The sequence below is a fragment of the Mesorhizobium sp. RCAM 06353 genome (genome assembly GCF_059683585.1).
This window is the reverse complement of sequence record NZ_CM185031.1, coordinates 4,814,324-4,833,008: the sequence shown is the minus strand read 5'-3', so window position 1 is coordinate 4,833,008 and position 18,685 is coordinate 4,814,324. Positions and strand designations below refer to the sequence as shown.

General features: G+C 65.1%; 10 protein-coding genes and 1 pseudogene. 7 read left to right on the top strand and 4 right to left on the bottom strand.

The window, feature by feature from the left end; genetic code table 11:
* Positions 1-44 precede the first annotated feature (44 nt).
* Complete coding sequence (locus AC56QX_RS23225; RefSeq protein ID WP_497110846.1) at positions 45-3,887, bottom strand: S8 family serine peptidase; 3,843 nt, start codon at positions 3,885-3,887, stop codon at positions 45-47.
* Positions 3,888-4,164: 277 nt separating this feature from the next.
* Here AC56QX_RS23225 and AC56QX_RS23220 point away from each other — a divergent pair, with 277 nt between their 5' ends.
* The 7 genes from AC56QX_RS23220 to AC56QX_RS23190 all read left to right on the top strand — a co-directional run bounded on the left by AC56QX_RS23220 (position 4,165) and on the right by AC56QX_RS23190 (position 12,921).
* Positions 4,165-5,520, top strand: coding sequence for a WD40/YVTN/BNR-like repeat-containing protein (locus tag AC56QX_RS23220; RefSeq protein ID WP_497110844.1), 1,356 nt, complete (start codon positions 4,165-4,167; stop codon positions 5,518-5,520).
* Positions 5,521-5,626: 106 nt separating this feature from the next.
* Entirely contained in the window at positions 5,627-7,150 is a 1,524-nt protein-coding gene (locus tag AC56QX_RS23215) for a hypothetical protein (protein ID WP_497110843.1), read from the top strand.
* A gap of 39 nt (positions 7,151-7,189) precedes the next feature.
* Entirely contained in the window at positions 7,190-7,996 is an 807-nt protein-coding gene (locus AC56QX_RS23210) for a hypothetical protein (RefSeq protein ID WP_497110841.1), read from the top strand.
* On the top strand, positions 7,980-9,353 hold the full coding sequence (locus AC56QX_RS23205) for a radical SAM protein (RefSeq protein ID WP_497110839.1): 1,374 nt from the start codon (positions 7,980-7,982) through the stop codon (positions 9,351-9,353). The genes AC56QX_RS23210 and AC56QX_RS23205 overlap by 17 nt, the downstream gene beginning before the upstream one ends.
* Before the next feature lie 12 nt (positions 9,354-9,365).
* Positions 9,366-10,772: a flavin-dependent monooxygenase QhpG gene (qhpG, locus tag AC56QX_RS23200; protein WP_497110838.1), complete on the top strand. Its 1,407-nt coding sequence runs from the start codon at positions 9,366-9,368 to the stop codon at positions 10,770-10,772.
* Positions 10,773-10,855: 83 nt separating this feature from the next.
* On the top strand, positions 10,856-12,274 hold the full coding sequence (locus AC56QX_RS23195; protein ID WP_497110837.1) for a WD40/YVTN/BNR-like repeat-containing protein: 1,419 nt from the start codon (positions 10,856-10,858) through the stop codon (positions 12,272-12,274).
* Positions 12,271-12,921, top strand: a complete 651-nt coding sequence (locus AC56QX_RS23190; RefSeq protein WP_497110835.1) for a hypothetical protein — start codon at positions 12,271-12,273, stop codon at positions 12,919-12,921. Before AC56QX_RS23195 ends, AC56QX_RS23190 begins: the two co-directional genes overlap by 4 nt.
* A 31-nt stretch (positions 12,922-12,952) precedes the next feature.
* Here the strand turns inward: AC56QX_RS23190 and AC56QX_RS23185 are convergent, their stop codons facing one another.
* The 3 genes and pseudogenes from AC56QX_RS23185 to AC56QX_RS23175 form a co-directional block, all read right to left on the bottom strand.
* The gene (locus AC56QX_RS23185; RefSeq protein ID WP_497110834.1) at positions 12,953-16,564 is read right to left on the bottom strand and encodes an AAA family ATPase; all 3,612 of its coding nucleotides are present in this window, start codon (positions 16,562-16,564) and stop codon (positions 12,953-12,955) included.
* 31 nt (positions 16,565-16,595) lie between these two features.
* Positions 16,596-17,144, bottom strand: a complete 549-nt coding sequence (locus AC56QX_RS23180) for a Crp/Fnr family transcriptional regulator (RefSeq protein WP_497110833.1) — start codon at positions 17,142-17,144, stop codon at positions 16,596-16,598.
* 321 nt (positions 17,145-17,465) lie between these two features.
* Positions 17,466-18,648, bottom strand: a pseudogene (locus AC56QX_RS23175) (integrase core domain-containing protein).
* Positions 18,649-18,685 lie beyond the last annotated feature (37 nt).

The window sequence follows — 18,685 nt, the reverse complement described above, 5'->3', positions numbered from 1 at the left end:
TGCGCGCCCGGGCGGCGGCAGGGCCATCATGGCTGCCGGCGCCGTCACGGGACCTGGCCTTGGCACAGGGCCGCTGGATCGCGATCGCTCACCTCGGCGTAGCCGACCAACCTGAAGCGGGCATTGATATCGATCGCCGGCGAGAGCGTGGCGTTGCCGGCGGCGTCGGGCGTCAGGGTGACGGAGCCTTCCGGACGGTCGTTGATGAAGAAATCCAACCGCTTCAAGCCGCGCGTCGTCACTGTCAGCGCGCGCCTGCCGGTGTTGCCGGCCTGCGGAGCACCGATTTCGATCCGGATGCTGCGCGGTCCGCTCTCCGCGAGCAGCTCCGCCGCACGCTTGAACAGCTCGATGTCGCCGAGCATCAGATCCGCACGGGACGGGAACTGGACCTTGTCGGGCACGACGCCGAAGTCCTCAAGCAGGGCCCCGGCGCGCGGACCGACACGCAGGCATTGCCGGATCGCCACCCGCATCCCGGCCTGGTTGGGCAGCGGCTTGAGACCCCAGCCGGCCGGCAGCGCCTGGGTGAGCAGCGAGTGCGGCCAAACGTTGGCGCCCCCCGCTCCGGTCGCATTGGCGACGCCGAGTACCTTGCCGACCTGATGGTCCTGAAAGCCTGCCGCGAACATGTCGGTGGCCGAATAGCAGTTGCCGTCGACGACCAGCACGACCGGACCATAGTATTGCTGGCCGATGGCGTTGCAGCTGTCCAGCGACGTCAGAGGGAAGGCGCGCGAATAGGTGGCCCCGGTTTCCACCGCCTCCTCCAGGGACGGTCGCCACAAGTTCAGAGGTATCGACGACGTAGCCGGATTATTGCGGGCGAGATCGAGCGTCCCCGCAGAAGAAACGAATTGCATCCGCTCGGGTTCGATCGACCGCGCGGTCAGCGTCTGCAAGAGCCGCTCCGCCGCCCAGATATTGCCGCCACCATTGCCACGGACGTCCATGATCAAGCCGTTGTCCGGAATCTGCCGGAGCAGCCGAACGAATTCCTCGACGAACCCATCCGCATCCGAGGAATTGAAGGTGCGGACATGGATGTGCCCGAACCGTTTGCCGTCAATGCCGAGCGTCCTCGCCCGAAACGCCGTCGCCCACGTCACCTTGACCTTGATCTCCTCGCTGTCGAGTGTGTCCTCTACCGAGCCAGCAGAACTGCTCCCTCGGATGCCGTCGGCCTCGTCACCGATGGCGGCCGCCTGGAGATTCTTGAGCGAGGCAGAATCGAAGATGAGCTGGCGAGCCTCACGCACCGAATCGGCCGCTGTGTCGAGCCCGAGAACCGCCGAGAACGCTTCTATGCGCACGGGTTGCGCTGCGGCCGCAGCAACCTGAGGCGGCGAATCGGCCGCCAAGGGCGCCCCGGCGCCCGGCAAGCCGTAGAGCATGTCGAGCGACCGCTGCGTGCTGTGGCGGCCCAAGTCGAGCGATGACCGCGCCGCAGCTGCGACCGCCATGTTCGCGGGTACCATGGCTGGGGCAACGGGCGCCGACGACGTGAGTTCGGCCGGCGCCGAGGTCGACGGTGCGAAGCGTACGAACCAGTCCTGCCGCATCTTGCGTCGCGCGCTGCTGTCCTTCGGATCGGCGTCGCGCGGCACGAACTCCAGGTCGACGAAATCCGCGTCAGGAGGAAGCGCGGTGTTCATCGGGCGAATAGTCAGCGCGCTGACGCCCCGCGTATGGCGCGCAGCCTCGTTGCCACCGGCCGTCTGGTCGGCATTCGCGCGCACCGCACGGCCGATCGCCATGCCGTTCCAGTACAGCAGCTCGGCGCCGGGCGCGAAGTCGGAGGATTCGAAACCGTAGCCCGGCACCACACGGGTGACGAGATACCGGTCGCGGTCATTCTCCCGGAACCAGGCGACCTCGAAAGGCAAGTAGGCGATGAAGTCGCGGTAGGGTCGCGGCAGCTGATAGCTGGTGTGCAGATCGCGCACCGAATTGAATATCTGCGTGAGCGTATTATGGAAGGCGAGTTCGTCGCGCTCGGCAGAGGGGATATTGCCCTCCGTCTGCAGACGGCGCTGCAGCACCCGCAGCCGTTGAATTGGCCGCACCGCGTGCACCGCCTCCTTCAATGTCCGATGGACATAGAAATTATCCAGCATCTGGATTGCCTGGCTTACGATCAGGATGCGGTCGTCCTGGGTGAGCGTGCCTTCGACACTTTCGCGGAAGAGCCTGAGTGTCTTATCACCGGCGGGCGGCTGACCCAGCTCCGGCATGGCCGCCGGCGCATTTGCCACGGCTTCGTCCGTCTCGTTCCAGGAAAGCGGCCCGCCGGTGTCGCGCGGCAGCGACATCTGACCGACACGCCGGCGTACCCCTTCCAGCCTCGTGGTCGGCGGTGGCTCCGGCGCCGGTTCACCCTGCGGCGTCAGCAATGCCGTAGCGGGCGTCGACTCGCTGCGGCGCCGCAATGCCTCGGCCACCGCCGCCTCCGCGTTGAGAAACATCCCGATCGGTTTGCCGGGGTCCTCGACGAGCGAAGCGCCGGTTCCGACAAGGATGTCGCGCGCATCGTCATGCGTGAGAGCGGGGTTGACCGACAGCATCAAGGCCACGGTGCCGGCCACCTTCGGCGTAGCGCCGGAGGTACCGCCGAAGCCATTGCGATAGGCACTATCGCTCTCGTTCGCGCAGGTCAGATCATGGCTGGAATCGCCTGGCGCCGACATCGAGACGCGACTGCCGAAATTGCTGAACCATGCACGTTTGTTCAGCACCGGATCGTAGGCGGTGGCGCCGACCAGGATCGAGCCGGTGGGATCGAACGGATCGCCGGCATCGGTGCGGTCGGCGGCACGGTTGCCGTTTCCCGCAGCCACGCAGACAACACAACCGTCGGCAATCGCCGCCCGGATCGCGCGGGCGACGCTTGGCACTTGTTCGTAGTTACCGCCCTGCCCGGTCTGGACCTCGAGGATAATGACCTTGCGGCGGGCATCCGGCTGGCGCCGCACAAAGTCGATCGCCTCGGCCCACGGTTCCTGGAATATAGGTATGCCTGTCCCGCTGTCGCCCTGGATGCCCCAAAGGCTCGCCTCCGGCGCATAGCCGGCCATGCCGACGCCATTGGCGCGCGCGGCTGCTATGCCCATCACCGCCGTGCCGTGGCCTGCGCTGGCACCGTGGGTGACGTTGGCGCTGCCGTCTACGGCATTGTAGGTCTGTTCGAATCCGCTCCCGAAATCCTGGTGTGATGTGCGGAAACCCCAGTCGATATCCGCAACAACCACGCCTGCGCCGCGCGTGTACCGCCAGGCCTGCGGAACGCGTGTACGATGCAGGTACCACTGCGATTCCAGACCGGTCGCACCATCAACGATGAGCAAGCCGCTGCCTATGAGCGGGTCCGCTGGCGCAGGGGCGTTAAACGCCAGCATGGGCGGCATTGCCTTCGGCACAACGACAGCACGCGCGACATCCGGAACGCGGCTAAGCGCTGCCGTCACCGCAGCTGCCGATGTGTCAGCCGGAAACCGCAGGCGCACGAAATTCGACAACGGGGACAGCCGCTCCAGCGCGCTTACCCGCTCCTGCGACGCCTCGCCCAGCACAGCAGCCTGCCTGACGGACGCCAGTCGCGCCTCGTCGGCGTGGTTCTGCTCGGGGGTGAATACCTGGTGTGCGTCGATCACCTGGAACTGACGCAACACCTCGGCGAGCGCGGTATCGGCCCGCGCGCCAGCGGTGCTGCCGGACGCGAAGGCAGAGGCGTCCGCGGCGAGCACGGCACCGATCGACGACGCGTTGGTCGTCAGTTCCACCTCCACCAGAAGGCTTTCGGGCGGTGGCGCCGCAGCCTCGGCGGTACCGCCGATGGCGCCCGAGCCTTGCGGGATGAACGGCGCACCGGCCGGATTGTCGTCCAGCACAGCAGATGGCGGCTGTTTGGGCGGCCGTGGACCCGGTGACCCTGTCGTAGCCGATTTGCTGGTTTTTCGAACCATGGTGTTGCTCTCAATCTTGCGACCGGCGAGTGGATCAGCCCATCTTCAGTTCGGCTTTGTCGGCGGGGTCGATGCCACCGTCCTAGCCGTGCAGCAGCGAGACTTCGCTCGAATGTTAGGAGCCCTGCTCCGACGGCAATGTGAAAATTGCCACCCTCCGGTCAGTGACTCCGCGGCCCGCCTGTGCGCAGGGAGGACCAATGTGACAATCGCCACCTCGTGGAACGCCGATGCGGCACATAGTCCCTCAAGATTGGACCTGCCGTTCGAAAGGCGTACTTTGCTCGACGACCCCGTAGACAGCTGGCTCCAGAAGGCCGCGCCCGTCGAAAGCGCATGGACCCCGGACATCTGCTTCGCCAGTCAGCGACACGGGTGGGCCATCAACGCCAGCGGCCAGATCGTCGCGACGGTCGATGGCGGCCTGAACTGGTTTGAGCAGGCGCTGTTGCCGACAGCCTATCTTTCCTGCGTCGGCTTTGCCGGAACCGTGGTCGGATGGGTCGGCACGCTTACGCCGGAGCAAAGACTGTTTTGCACGCACGACGGCGGAGCGACCTGGCGCTCGGTCAATAATTTGCCGCCGGAACCGCAGCGTATCACCTGCCTGAGCGTCGTCGACGAAAGCACGGTCGTGCTCGCCGGGGGCGCATATCCCACAGACAAGGCGGCGATCGTCTGGACGCGGGACGGAGGTGAGAGCTGGGCGACCGTCGACCTCACCCGTCGCGCTTCCGTGATTTCGGACGTCCGCTTCCTCGACGCAAGCCATGGCTGGGTTGTCGGCGGCCGACTGGTTCCGGGCTGCGCTCAAGGAAGCTTAGAACCGGTCGTCCTTGAGACACGGGATTCGTGCACGAGCTGGCACGATGCCGTGGACCTGAGCCTGCCCGCCAAGGGCGCGGCGCGTAAGCTCAGTGTCTCGGCGGACGGACGCATTGCGGTCTCGCTCGGTGGCAGGCACGATGGCATCCTGGTTTCCGACGACGGCGGGCGGACATGGCGTCTGCTGCCGGTCAAAGGGCAGACCAATCTCGACGGCGTCTGCTTCGTCGACAGGAATGTCGGCTGGGTCGGTGGCTGGGGAGACAGCACCTTTACCAGCGGCCACTGCCTGTCGACCACAGACGGCGGCATGAACTGGGCAAGGGCGGACCACGCGGGCCTGCGCATCAGCCGCTTCGTGACCCACCCGAACGGTATCGTCTTCGCGGCGGGCGATACGATCTACAGCCTGAACGACCCTGCTAGTACGCTATCCACCAAACGGCTGGCGGCACGCAGGGCAGCGCGTGCCTCGCGGGACACCGAGACATCTGCCGCGTTCGCCGCGCGGCTCCATCTCCCCGCCCGCTCCCGCGTGACTGTGAGGGCGTGGGCGGTACACGGTCGTCTCGTGTGGAAAGTCGACCCAATGGAGGCGCCGTTTGGCAACCCCGCCAGCCTCCACTGGGATATGAACGACGGCGACGGCCGACCGGTATCGCCGGGGCCGTATCTGATTCGCATCGTCGTCGACAACGTCGCGCAGAGCCGCATCGTCTTCAAGGCCGGGTAGGCCATGCGGAAGCGGACGAGGTGGCAATTTTCACATTCGCCCTGTGGCCCTGGGGCTAACCTGACAGGGCGGCGTGCAGGCTGGCCGCATGAATGGAGAACCATCCATGGCCAAGGTTTTGCGGCAGCTACGCATCCTCCCACCCATGGTGATCGCACGGTTTGGATCGTCGCCCTCGCCAATGGACAATTATGCCCTTGAGCTGCCGCGCGACGCGGCGGGCGCGGAGACGTCGGACTATCGCGTCATCGTGCCGGCCGATACGCTTTCGGTCGACGAGGCAACTGGCGAGATCAGCGCGGCGACCACGCCTGCAAGCGTGGTCTTCCGCGACAGCGAGGGGCGCATCAAGCCTGTTTCGCCCTTCCTCGAGGTCTGGGCGCAGTTCGACGGGAGCGATGAGTTGACGCCGTTGACCCTGCAGGACCTCGCCGACCTCGGCGGCTCGCTGGCATCGATCTCATGGCGTGTCAGAGCGGCCAACCTGAAGGTGTTCCGTCGTACCGGTGTCGAGGGCGACAAGGTCACGGCGGACAGCGGGAACTTCTCAGACCACGCGCGGCATACGCTTGTCGGCCGGTCCCCCAACTTCAAGCCTGGCAAGACCATCGCCGTGGGCGATGTTCGCTTCATCAAGCCGACGGCCGCATTCCCCGAGATCCGGCTGCGCTTTACGCCTGGCAAGGGATTGGTCTTTGGGCCGCGTGCCGGCGATCCTTTGACCAGCGACGACGTCTATTTCGGTGCCACCTCCGTGGATCCCGAGCCGCGACGGTCGGGCCGGTGGGACCGCTACTTCCTGAACGAGCCGGGCACACCGGCGGTGACCGCGCCAGGCGACATCTTCCAGGGGGAGACGATCGGCGTCGGCCAAAGCTCGAAGCTCAGCCACGGCTATCTCGACGATTCCTGCGACGGCATCGCCGAGGTGACGCTGACGCTCGGCGGCCAGACTTTCAGCGCCTATGCCCGCTTCGCGTCGGCCGTTCCGGATTTCGCGCCCGACACACTGCCGGTGCGCTCCATTGCCGACGAGATCGAGCAGATGGCGCTGGGACCCGCCGTCGCCGCTCCGGCGGACGCGGCCGGGCAGGCGACGCTGCTCGCCGACGTGCGCGACATCCTGCGCCGCGGTCTCGACACGATGCGGCAGATCAACACGGCGGTACACAATGGCGACAATCCGGTCGCGGACGTTGCGGCGTTCTTCAACAACATGCCGGGCCAGGAGGCGGGCTCCTACAATCGGCGCTTCGAACCGATCTTCAGGCCACCGCAGCAGGCCAGCTACAACTTCGCCCTGCGCACGCACAAGAGGGTCGTCGACCGCGCTCTGCGCAGTCCGGACCTCGCCGGCGCGTTCCCGAATGGTATGGCTGTCGTGCGGCTGCCCGAAGAGGCCGCAGACCTCACGGATGCCGGCCGCCGCAAGATGCCGGCGATGATGCGCGGCAATGAGGGCGTCGAGCTGGTGCTTACCCGGCGCATGATAGCCAAGCTCGCTCATGCCGACCCCAACGCAGCGCCGCCAGCGGCAGCGCCAGCGGCTGTGGCCCTGCCAGAGCCGCTGGACTTTGCCAACGCCACGCGCCCGATCATGAGCCGTGTCCGCGGCGAGAACGAAACCTGACAGGGGGAAATGCGGATGCCTACGATCAAGGCCAAGAACGTGACCGCGGAGATGCAGTTCCACGGCCGGGGCAATCCTCCTGCTTCACACCCCGAGGACGCCGTCGGCAATTTCTTTCCAGGTCTGGAATTCAACTTCCAGAACGTTTGGAAACGCTTCTTCATCGGGATCGAGGTGCTCGAGCACAACGCTCAGGTGATCTCGGTCGATGAGGCGGCGGTCACCGCAAGTGGCGGCGACATCGTCTCGCAGGGGCCGGATGCCACCCCGCTGAGCGCGGTGGCTGGCGGCCTGTTCCTTTCCATTGACGGCAGGCAGACCTTCACGCAGGTGCAGGGCCCGCTGCAGGATCCGAACGGCGGTAGCCCATTCATCCTGTTCGAATGGAGCAATATGCTGGCCGACATCCATGCCCAGAAGGGCGGCACCGCACAGACCGTCGAATGCTTTTTCCAACCGGCGGGCGACGGGCGTCGCGTCGGGCCGTTCCGCCTGAAGGTGAACCGGCTGCTTGAGCCGGATACGCTCCTCATCAAGCGCGACACCAGCCTGCCGGGCGAGATCACTGAGAGCCTCTGTTCGCCATGGCAGACCGACTATATCGGCTGCGCCTGCTACTACTGGGCCGCCAACCGGCCCGACTATGTAAACATCACCGATGCCGATACGGCGAACACCACCGGCCACAACTGGTTGAATGTCGCCCGCGTGAACGCCGACGGCAAGCCACTCTATACGCTGGTGGATACGAACCTGCTAGCGCATGAGGACGTGATGCAGGGCTGGGAGAATAAGTTCCAGTTCGTTTTCAGGAGCAAGGATTCGCCTGATGGATCGGCTTCCTGAGATGCGGACCGAAGCCGACACGAAAGCCCCTGCCCCAGCGGCGCCGCGCTGGTCGAAAGCCGGTCTCACCTTTCATGCCGACGGCCAGCCGCACCTGTTCCTTGCCAACGGCTCGCGCCTGTACGGAATTGACGACGCCTTGCTGGGCTCCTTCCTCGGCCGCGCGAACGACGACGACGCCCTGTCGGACTGGCTCGCTCAGCATCAGCTCGACGCGGAGCGGTTTATCGACGACACCGCGATTGATCCGTTTCCGGTGCATGCGATATCGCTTGCCGTCGCGCAGAAATGCAATCTGGGCTGCACCTACTGCTACGCCCAGGAAGGCGAATTCGGTGGCCGGCCGAAGAACATGCCCCTCGATATCGCGAAGGCCTCGATCGACGCGCTCATCGGCGGTGTGACGCCCGGCGAACGGGTCAACATCGCTTTCCTCGGCGGCGAGCCGCTGGTCAACCGGGACGTGTTGCGCGCGGCGGCCGAGCATGCCGAGCGGACGGCGGACGAAAAGGGCGTCCAGGTCAACTTCTCGATCACCACCAACGGCACGCTGATTCGCCCGGACGACGGCGAATTCTTTGAGCGGCATGGCTTCGCGGTGACGATCAGCCTCGACGGCGTCGGCCAGGTCCACGACGCGCAGCGTTCCTACAAGGGCGGCCGCGGCTCCTTCGACGAGATTATCCGTCGTGTCACGCCGCTGCTGGAGAGGCAGCGCCGCATGCAGGTGTCCGCCAGGGTAACCGTCACGCCGGGGAATCTCGACCTGCCGCGCACGCTGGAGGATTTCATCAATCGCGGCTTCTTCAGCGTGGGTTTCTCGCCGATGCTGAGTTCGCCGACGCGGCGCGGCGAGATGGATACACCAGCGCTCGAGACCATGCTTGAGCAGATGATTGCCTGCGGCGGCGCGTTCGAGGAAGCGGTGATCGAAGGATGTCGTTACCCCTTCCTCAACATGGTCAACGCCATGCGGGAAATCCATCGCGGCACGCATCGGCCCTATGGGTGCGGGGCCGGCGGCGGCTATCTCGGCGTATCGGCCGAAGGCGCCTACTTCGCCTGCCATCGCTTCGTCGACGACAGTTCTGGCGCAATGGGCACAGTCGCTCTTGGGCCGGACGAGACCCGCCGGCGTGAATGGCTGTCGGATCGCCATGTGCATCGCCAGGAGCCCTGCTCGGGCTGCGGTGCCCGCTATCTGTGCGGCGGCGGCTGCCATCACGAAGTGATCCATCGCGGACGCCCGGCCTGCGATTTCATCCGCGGCTGGCTTGCCTATTGCCTGGCAGCCTATGTCAGGCTTAGCGCACGCCGTCCCGACTTTTTCGGTGCCGCCCCGATCAGGCCGGTCTGAGACCGACTGTCGATGGCGGTCCGGCAACGCTTCGACTGCATCGTCATCGGCGGCGGCGTCAGCGGTACGGTGGCTGCCCGCCGTCTGGCTGAGTTCGGACTCGACGTCTGTCTGCTGAATCAGAGGGAGGCGCGCGAACAGCGCGTGGTGGAGTCCGTTGCCAAGGGCTCGCTGGTCGTGCTCGAACGGCTGGGGATCGCCGACTGCATCGCCCATGCGCGCGTTTCGCAATCGGCCACGACATGCGTCCGCTGGGCGGGCGAGGCCGCCGAGACCCCTGCCGCCGAAGCAATCATCGTCCGTCGCACCGCTGTGCGGACGGCGCTGCTGCACAAGGCCGTCCAATGCGGTGTCGTCGTCATAGCCGGTGCATCCGTCCACAGGCTCCGCCGGCACGGGGTGGGCTGGCTAGTCGAGGCGGATCCCCCGGAAGGGCAGGTGCGGATCGAGGCGAAGCTGGCGATCTTTGCCGGCGGGCGGCACGGGCCGAGATGCGGCCGGCGCCAGCGCCTCGCTCCGGTCACGCTTGCCGTGACGGGCCAGTTCAGCCTGCCCGTGGCTGCGGCGAGGAGCTGCGTCGAGGCGACCGCCCATGCCTGGTTCTGGGCGGCACCGCTCACCGGCGGCAATCAGGTCACCGCCTTCGCCGCACCCGACCATCCAGCGCTTGCGGGGGAGGCCACGATAGAGGACGGATTCCGTCGGCTGGTTGCCGGGTCGTCGCTGCTCGGCCATCTGGCCGGAGCACCGCTCGCCGATCCGGTCACAGTCTGCGACGCATCGCCGACCATCGTTGAGCCTTGCGTCGACGACCATTTCGTTGCGGTGGGAGATGCGGCCTTCACGATCGACCCCTTGTCGTCGCAGGGCATGACCAAGGCGATCGTTTCGGCCGAGCAGGGGGCTATCGCGGTCAACACCATGCTGCGGCAGTCAGGCAGACTCGGTGCGGTCAAAGCGTTTCATCTCGACCGCACGCGGGAGGCCCTCGACTGGGATCGGCGCGCTTCGGCCGCGCACTACGCGCGCCAAGCAGCCGTCACGCCAACGCCATTCTGGCTCGCCCGAGCTGAAGGCAAGGCGGAGGCACGGCATCGCCAGGCGGATCGCCCTCTGCTTCTGGATACCGCGCTCGTTTTCGACGCATCGGCAAGCCTTGCGCCGGAACCGGTAATCCGTGGACAGATGATCGACGAGGAGACAGCCTTGCGCCATCCTCGGCTGGCGAGGCCGATCGCCTTCATCGGCAATGTGCCAATCGGCATGCTGCTTGCGCACATGCCCCGCAACATGACCGCGGCCGAACTTGTCCAGCTCTGGTCAGCCGTCATCGGCGATCAGGCGGCGATTGGGCTTCTGAAGCGGCTCTGGGACGATGCAATTCTCGTCCCAGCCAACGTGGGCAATTGCGCGGCTTAGGGCCGCTTCTTGTGTTGGGGCCGACTTTCATCGTGAAGGACAGGCGCACCCACCCTCACGTGGCGCGCTGAAAATGCATCAAGGTGGCATTTCCCACAGTCGCCCTGACCGGAAGCCGGCAAACTCGCCCGAAAGTTTCTCGCCCGCGGGCGCTGCTTGGGCAGGGAGTGATTGAAATGCCTCTGACATGGCGGCCGACGAAACTAGCTACCGCCAGCCGCACGGACGACATCTGGTTCGCCGATGGCTCGGTCGGGTGGGCCGTCAATGCCGACGGCAACATCCTGAAGACCGTCGACGGCGGGGAGAGTTGGGTGCGGCAGGCGCACTTTGCGGAGAACTACCTGCGGTGCATGGCGTTCTCCGATTCGGGCACTGGGTGGGTCGGAACTCTGGAGCCCACTCCGCGCCTGATCTCAACACGCGATGGCGGAGAAAGCTGGGCGCCGGTGGGAAACCTGCCGGCGACATCTCCTGGGCGCATCTGTGGTCTTTGCTCTCCTGCGCCGGGCGTCGTCTTCGCGGCCGGCACCAACTATCCGAACGAGCCGACGGGTGTATTGCGCACGCGAGACGGCGGCGCGACCTGGGATTCCCTCCAGGTCCCGGGCGCGACGCTGCTGGTCGACATCTTTTTCGACACACCCGAGCTCGGATGGGTGGTCGGCGGGGTGGACGATGTCGGTCATCCCGGGCGCCCTCCCAAACGAGCGGATGTGGTGCCCGGGATATTCTTCACCCAGGACGGCGGCGAATCATGGGTCAATGTCGTCGCAACGAATGCCAGGAATGGCGAGTTGCCGCGCGGTGAATGGGGCTGGAAGTTCCAAAAACTCAACGAGCGCACGCTCTTGGTCTCATGCGAGAACTTCCTCGACGGTGCGATCCTACGCAGCGACGACCGCGGGGCAACCTGGCGCCGACTGCGCATCAACGATCGCCAGCGCAACTCCAACCTCGAGGGCATCGGCTTCCTCAATGAGAATCTTGGCTGGGTCGGCGGCTGGGGCGATCTCGATTTCGCCGGTGGCTTCACCAGCATGACGGAGGACGGCGGACGCAACTGGATCGACGCCAACGAAGCCGGCTTCCGGCTGAACCGCTTCCGCTTCATCGGTTCACCGCCTGTGGTCGCCTATGCGTCCGGCGACACCGTCTATAAGCTCTCCGACTTGCCGCTCCCGCCTGTCGCAAGCACGGCCGGCCTGCGCAAGGCAGAGCCTGCCGACGAGGACTCGGTACGGTTCGCCGCGGATATCCCGGAAGGCGCCAAGACGTTCCATGTCCGCATTTGGGAGCGGTTCGGCCGACGCGTTCGCCTACTTGTCGACGAGACAGATCCCCTGCCGGGAGCGCGCTCGATCCGATGGGACTTCACCGACGATGCCGGCAGAGACCTCGGCGCCGGCGCCTTCATCGTCCGCCTGACAGCTGACGATTTCTCCACCAGCATCGTCGCGCACCGCAAGCCATCAACGGAAGCCAAGGGAACGGACTCATGAGCACCAGCAAGATCTACGCCGTCGATGAGATCGAGACCACGTTGCTCAAGAGCAATCCACCCTCACTGCTGATCATCTGCCTCGGGCGGGTGACCACCAGCGGCTGGAGTAGTGGCGAGCTGTCGCAATATATCTATCTAACGCCGCCAGCCGACGGCATCCAGGAGTTCGACTTTACCGCCAGACGGCCGGTCGCCGGTTCGATCGTCCTGCCGGTGCTACGTCCGATCAGCGCCGAGGCCGTGCTTGATGGCATCGACCTCGCCAACTACTGGGGGCCGGGACTGCCGCTGCGCGGTGTGCGCGTGTTCGCCGTCTCCAACTCTAAGATCGCCAGCTTCGACGCAACGTCCAAGATGCACAACCTCGCCACCGGACAGGGTGTCGCTGCGGCACCGAGCCGGACAATCGACGCCATGCTGGCACCGAGTTTCGAAACGGAAATAAAGCCGCTCTTCCGGCCGAAGGACGTCAATGCGATGAAGTCGGTCGCCGGATGGCGCCTGGACGTCTACGAGGACGTGAGGTCCAACATTGAAGCGATCGGCGGCGAAATTCGCGCCGGATCGATGCCGTGCGACGGGGCTTGGCCGCAGTCCGACATCGACCTGTTCGACAAATGGATCGCCGGCGGCATGCGGGCCTAACAGCAGGCCGGTTCCGCCGCGATAGAGCGCGTCACTTGACCAAAGGCGTCGACCCGAGCACGGCAAAGCCGGTCGCGAACGACCGATAACCGAAGGTCGAGAACACATCGCCTATGTCGTCGAACGCTGCGCCGCTGCCGCGGCGAACGGCAGCTAAATGCTCACATCGCCGAACGACTGCATCCGCCCAAACCATCGGCTCATGGGCGGTGTAGCGCTTGAGCGCGGTCGCAAAGCGCAGCGCTTCGGTCGTGTCGTCGTCTTCGAGACTGGCATCGATGGCGTCGCGATAGAACCAGAGGTGGTTCGAACCGATGCAGCCAGTAGCAAGCAGCGCTTCGCCCTTGGCAAGGATCGCTTTCCGGTGCCTCGTGACGGGTTCGTTGAGCGCCGCCTCCCCTAGCACGCGAGCGCCGTTGTAAGACGTGCCAACTTCTTCGCTGATCGCCAAGGCGGACGCTATGACCGATCGTGCCTGCGCGGGTTCGCCCGAAAGCCGATACGCCTTGGCGAGATAGGTGAGGTTGAGTGGCTCGAAGCGGCGCGCGTTGAGTTCGCGAGCGAGCCCTTGGGCCTGCTCAACATGGAACCTGACCTGATCGAGCTGACCGAGGTCGAACAGGATGACGCTGAGGAATGAGTGGCAGCAGAGCCTGGCGCGGTGATGGGCGATCTCCTCGGCGCGCTCCAGTGCCGCATAGCCTTCTTGCAGCGCTTCGTTCAGCCGCACGAAATAGTGGGCGGCCGTCGCGACCATATGATGATTCTCGGCCGCGCGGCGGCGCCAACCGCGAGCGTCAGACATCTCGACGCACTGGCGGAACAGGTCATAAGCACTGCGCATGCGGCCGCGCGCATATTCGGCATCGCCGAGACCGCTGAGCGCCAGGACCTCGATCTCGGCGGAATTGGCCTTGCGTGCGATCTCCTGTGCTGCTCGCTGCCGGCGGTAGCATTCTTCGATCCTTCCCTGCGGGAAATAGACGCTGCCTTTCAGGTAGTGGACCTGCGCCAGTTCGGCCGCGAAGTCACCGCGGTTCGCCGTCTCTTCCGCACGCTCCAGCGCGGCCAGCGCGTCGTCATAGTGGTCGAGCGCCAGACAGCATTTTGCCAGCACCAGCCGGGCCTTGACCGCCTTGTGATCGTCGGCTTCGTCGAGCAGCGCCACCGCTTCGCTGGCGACCGAGGTCGCGCTCGCCGTGAGGCCCGTCGCCAGCAGAACCTGTGCTTTCAGAGCGAGCAGGTCGCCCCTGAGCCGTCCGGAGCGGCTCCAGAGCAGGCCCCGCTCCGCCATCGCCAGCGCCTCTTCGTAGCGCAGACGATCCAGTTGCAGGTCGCCAGCGCGGTAGAAGGCCTCGCCGGCACGCTCGTCGCCCGCCTTTTCGAGATGTTCCGCTTCCAGCAGAGCGTCCTTGTCGGCGAACCATTCGGCGGCGCCCAGATGTAGGTCGCGCCGCCGCGAGGTCGTGATCGAGGCGTAGGCGACTTCTCGAATGAGTGGATGATTGAAGGTCCAGGCGTCGTCGACCATCCGGATCAGTCCACCCTGCACCAGGCTGCGCGGATCGTAGGCGGGCTCGCCGAGCAGGAAGGCCAGCATTTCGGTGGCCGCGCGCGGCCCAGCCACCGCCAGCGCCTGGAGCGCCGCATTGTCGCGGCGCGACAGGTTGGCCAGCCGCGAATCGATCGCGTCCATGATGGTGGCCGGAATCACGCGACCGGTCGACGTGTCGTGATGCTGCAGCAGTTGGACGAGGAACAGCGGGTTGCCACCGGAGCGCTGGATGCAGTCATCGATCATCGGCGCGTCCAAGGCCTGAAACTGCTCCGCTATCTGCCTGCATTCGTCATAAGCCAGCGATCCGAGAGGCAGTACCAGCCCCTGTGGAACGGACCGGCCTGATACGTCTACGGTCGCCGGAAGGCTGGCAACGCGCGACGTGAGCAGCACCGCGACCGGATGGGCGGCCGCAATCTCGCCGAGATCACTGATGAATGACAGCTGGAGATGGTCAGCCTGTTCGGCATTGTCAACGATGATGACCAAAGGCGCGCGGCGCGACAGCTTCACCACGAGATCCAGCGCTACCGCCTGCTTGCCCAGCTTACGCGCCTGCTCGTCCAACAGCGAATGCTGCCCCATGAGTTGGATCGGAACGGCCGCGTTGAGCAGATCGTAGAAGAAGGCCAGGTTCTTTTTCTCCAGCCAGCCTTGACGCTGCAACTCGGCAACCAGCATCTCGACGCTCGTGGTCTTCAGCCCGTTCGCCCTAATTAGCTCAAGGACGAACGATCCGGCGAAGGAGAGCGATGCCGAACGGGCCTCGAAATCGTCGAACTCCATGCGGATCGAGCGCCAGTTCGCGCCGTTGGCTACTTCTTCGGCGAGCCGCGTCTTGCCAATGCCGGCCTCGCCGACGATCCTGACGACGCAGCCGCGTCCAGCCGACAGCACGGCCGTCAGCATGCTGCGCAGTTGCAGGAGTTCCACCAGCCGGCCGACAAAGCCGATGCGGTTGGCCCCGGGCCGACCACACTCGCCAATCGCCTGCCATATCGGCACGGCCCCGTCCGGGCCGGCGTCGATCCTGATGGCGTCGAACCATTCGGCTACGGCATTGAACACGTCCGCGGTCATGTAGACGCCGCCGTCGCCCGACCGCTCTGCCAGCCAGAGTGAATTCGCCACCACTGGCCCGTAGACGCCCTTTTCGCTAGAACCCGGCTCGCCTTCGACGAGTGCGAGGCCGCAGTCGATGCCGACGTGGCAGCTGACCAAGGGCGACAGTCCTACGGCCGGATCGCCGACGGCGCGGTTGAAATCCAGCGCGGCAGCGACCGAAGCCAAGATTACACTTTCCTGCGTCGGCTCGATGCCGAAAGCAGTGATGTGTCTGTCGCCGGCATGCCCGACGATCGTCCCACCTTTGGCGGTGACACTTTTGCGCAGCATCCTGTCAAACGTGATCGCCGCGCGGCGGGCATCCTCGGCATCGAGTCCGCCAGAGCCCGCCTGCATCGACATCTTGAACGTGGCAACCGCAAGGAAGCGCTTTGCTTCGGATTCGGTCGGGGCTGCGTCCTGCGCCGTCGCCTTCAGGCGGTAGACCCCCACAGGCCGGCTCATATTCTTGAGATTCTTTTCACCCAGATAGGCGAAGCGGCGCTGCCACAGTTCTCCGAGCGTCGAGTAGACGGCTTCCGAGATGCACACGCCCCCCGGTTCGGCCAACCGTTGGATGCGCTCGGCAATATTGACGCCGTCGCCATAGACATTGTTGTGGTCGAAGATAGTGTCGCCCAGATTGACGCCGATCCTGAACTCCAGGCTGCCGGCGGCGGAGGCCCTCGATGCGGCGAGGACCGTCTGCACCTCCTCAGCCGCGACAACCGCGCCCGCCACCGTCGAGAACTCGGCAAGGACTGCGTCACCCGGATGATAGATGACTACTCCGCCGTGACGTCCGAATGTACCGGCGAAGAGCTCGAAGCTCGCGATCAATGCGAGATGCGCTGCGAGTTCGTCGGCGGCTGTCACCGCAGAATAGCCGACCGCATCGGCATAGAGAAGCACGGCGAGCTTGCGGCGCGGCCGCTCTCGAGCTGCCGAAGCATCTAAGGTTGCGGCCGAGCGCCGCGACACGAGAACCGCCCCGACCTTGGTCTGGTCCGACCTAGACCAAGAACCCGTCGACGAGGTCGCTTCGGAACCGCTGCTCGTCGACGATGACGATTTGTCCACGTCCGAGCTGGACATAACCTTGGGCCTCCAAGCGGTTGAGTTCCTTTGTCACCGCCTCCCGGTGCGAGCCGACCCTTGCGGCGATCTCGTAGTGGGTCGGCGCAGGGCTGATGATTGCGCTCGCTCCGGCGTGCTGGCCGTCGACCGCCAAGCGCGCCAGCTCGACGTGCATGCGATTGTGCGCGCTGAGCACGATCCGCTGTAGCAACCCGTCCGACAACGCCCGAGACTTCGCCGTGAGTAACTTCAGCAGTTCCAGCGCCAGCACGAAATGTTCCCGCATCAGCAACAGTAGGTCGGCCGAACCAAGGCGCGCTACGATCGTGTCTTCGAGCGCCCACACGTCTGCCGCCCGGGGCATGCCGTCAATGGCCGCGAATTCGCCAAAAAGCCCGCCGCTGCCTATTTCGGAATAGATCAACTCTCGGCCGTTCCGCGAGTAGTTCTTCACCTGGGCTCGCCCCTCGAGAATAAAGAACAAGTCTTTAGTATCGTCCTTCGCCGACAGTATTTGCGTACCTTTGGGTACGCGGCACACGACGCACTTCGAAACTACCGCCTGCAACTCGCTGTCCGCGAGTTGAGCGAGTAACGCGACACGCCTGAAGAGAGGCGCAGCAGCCACATTTCCACCAAGAATTCGAATATATTATGATCTTCTGATACGAACGGCGTATTGTCAATCGCCTGTCCTGCGGCGTGCTGCAACACCAGCCTCGGAGTCTCCCGAGGCTCTCGTCAAATTGTCCAGCCGATAGATGGGTAACAGTTTGAACCGGATACATAGGTAACAGTTTTCCCCTTATGGAGGGTTCGCCGTAGCGCCAAGCGGTTGGGTTGGCGCGGCGCTTCGGCGAACCAATTTCATGTGCTTCTGGTCGATGAAACCGAGCGGATGGGCATAGAAGCGCATGGCCCATTCGCCGTTCTCAGTTTCTTCGATGGCAATAGGCTCGCCCGCCAGCGTGGCCGAGACGTAGATCTCGGCGCCCTGCCATTTGATGGCGCCGTTCTGGCGTACACTGCGCATCGCCGCCTCGGCCGGATAGTCCGGCTCGGGTGTCGTCCTGGGCATGGGGCGTGTCGAGGGACGGTAATGCTGTGCCGGGGTGCCCATGCCAAGTGCCTCGTGCGGGCGTTCCTCATTGTAGCTGCACCGGAAGGCCTCGAACGCCTGAGCTTGAGCCGCCCTGTCGGCCTCCGGTGCCTTGGCCATCGGCAGCATGGTCAGGTGGAAGCGCTCATGGCGACCGTTCTGCTGCGGCTTGCCCGGCTGGATGCACTCAAGGGCGATGCCGAGTTTGACGAAGCGCGCCGCAAGCGGCGTCAACCCGGTGACGCCGGGCGATGCGAAGGGTGGGCCATTGTCGCTTCTGAACCGATCCGGCAGCCCATGCTCCTCAAACAACCGCTCAAACACCGGCCAGGCCTCGGCGTCCGCCGTCGAACCCGTTGCTTCGAGCGCCAGAAGGTAGCGGCTCGATGTATCCATCACCGTCAAGGGCTCACAGCGCCACCCGCCACGGGTCCGGAACCAGCCCTTGTGATCCCCGGTCCACACCGCGTTCGGCTCTAAAGCTTCCGGCCATGGACCATTGCCTGCCGCCTTCCAGCGCCTGCGCTTACGCCCCACAAGTCCATGCCGCTTCAGAATCTCACCGGCTGTCGAGACCGCCGCAGCGAGGCTCCGCACGCTTGAGCCTGGCCATGATCTTCTTGGGCCCCCACAGCGGGTGGGCCTCCTTCATAGCCACGATCCGCTCCACCACATCCCAAGGCGTCGCCCGGCCGTGATTGAGCGGCGCTCGCGGCTGATCGTGCAGACCTTCTGCGCCAAACTCCCGATAGCGCCCAAGCCATTTGCAACCGCTCTTGCGCGAGATGCCGTAGGCCGCACAAAGCGCGCTCATCGTTTCCTCACCCGAAAGGCAGTCCACAACAAACCGTAGCCGCTCGTCCATGATCCCAGTCTCTCGCCAAACCATCGCCGGTCCTCCGGCGGACAAGAAAACTGTCACCCAT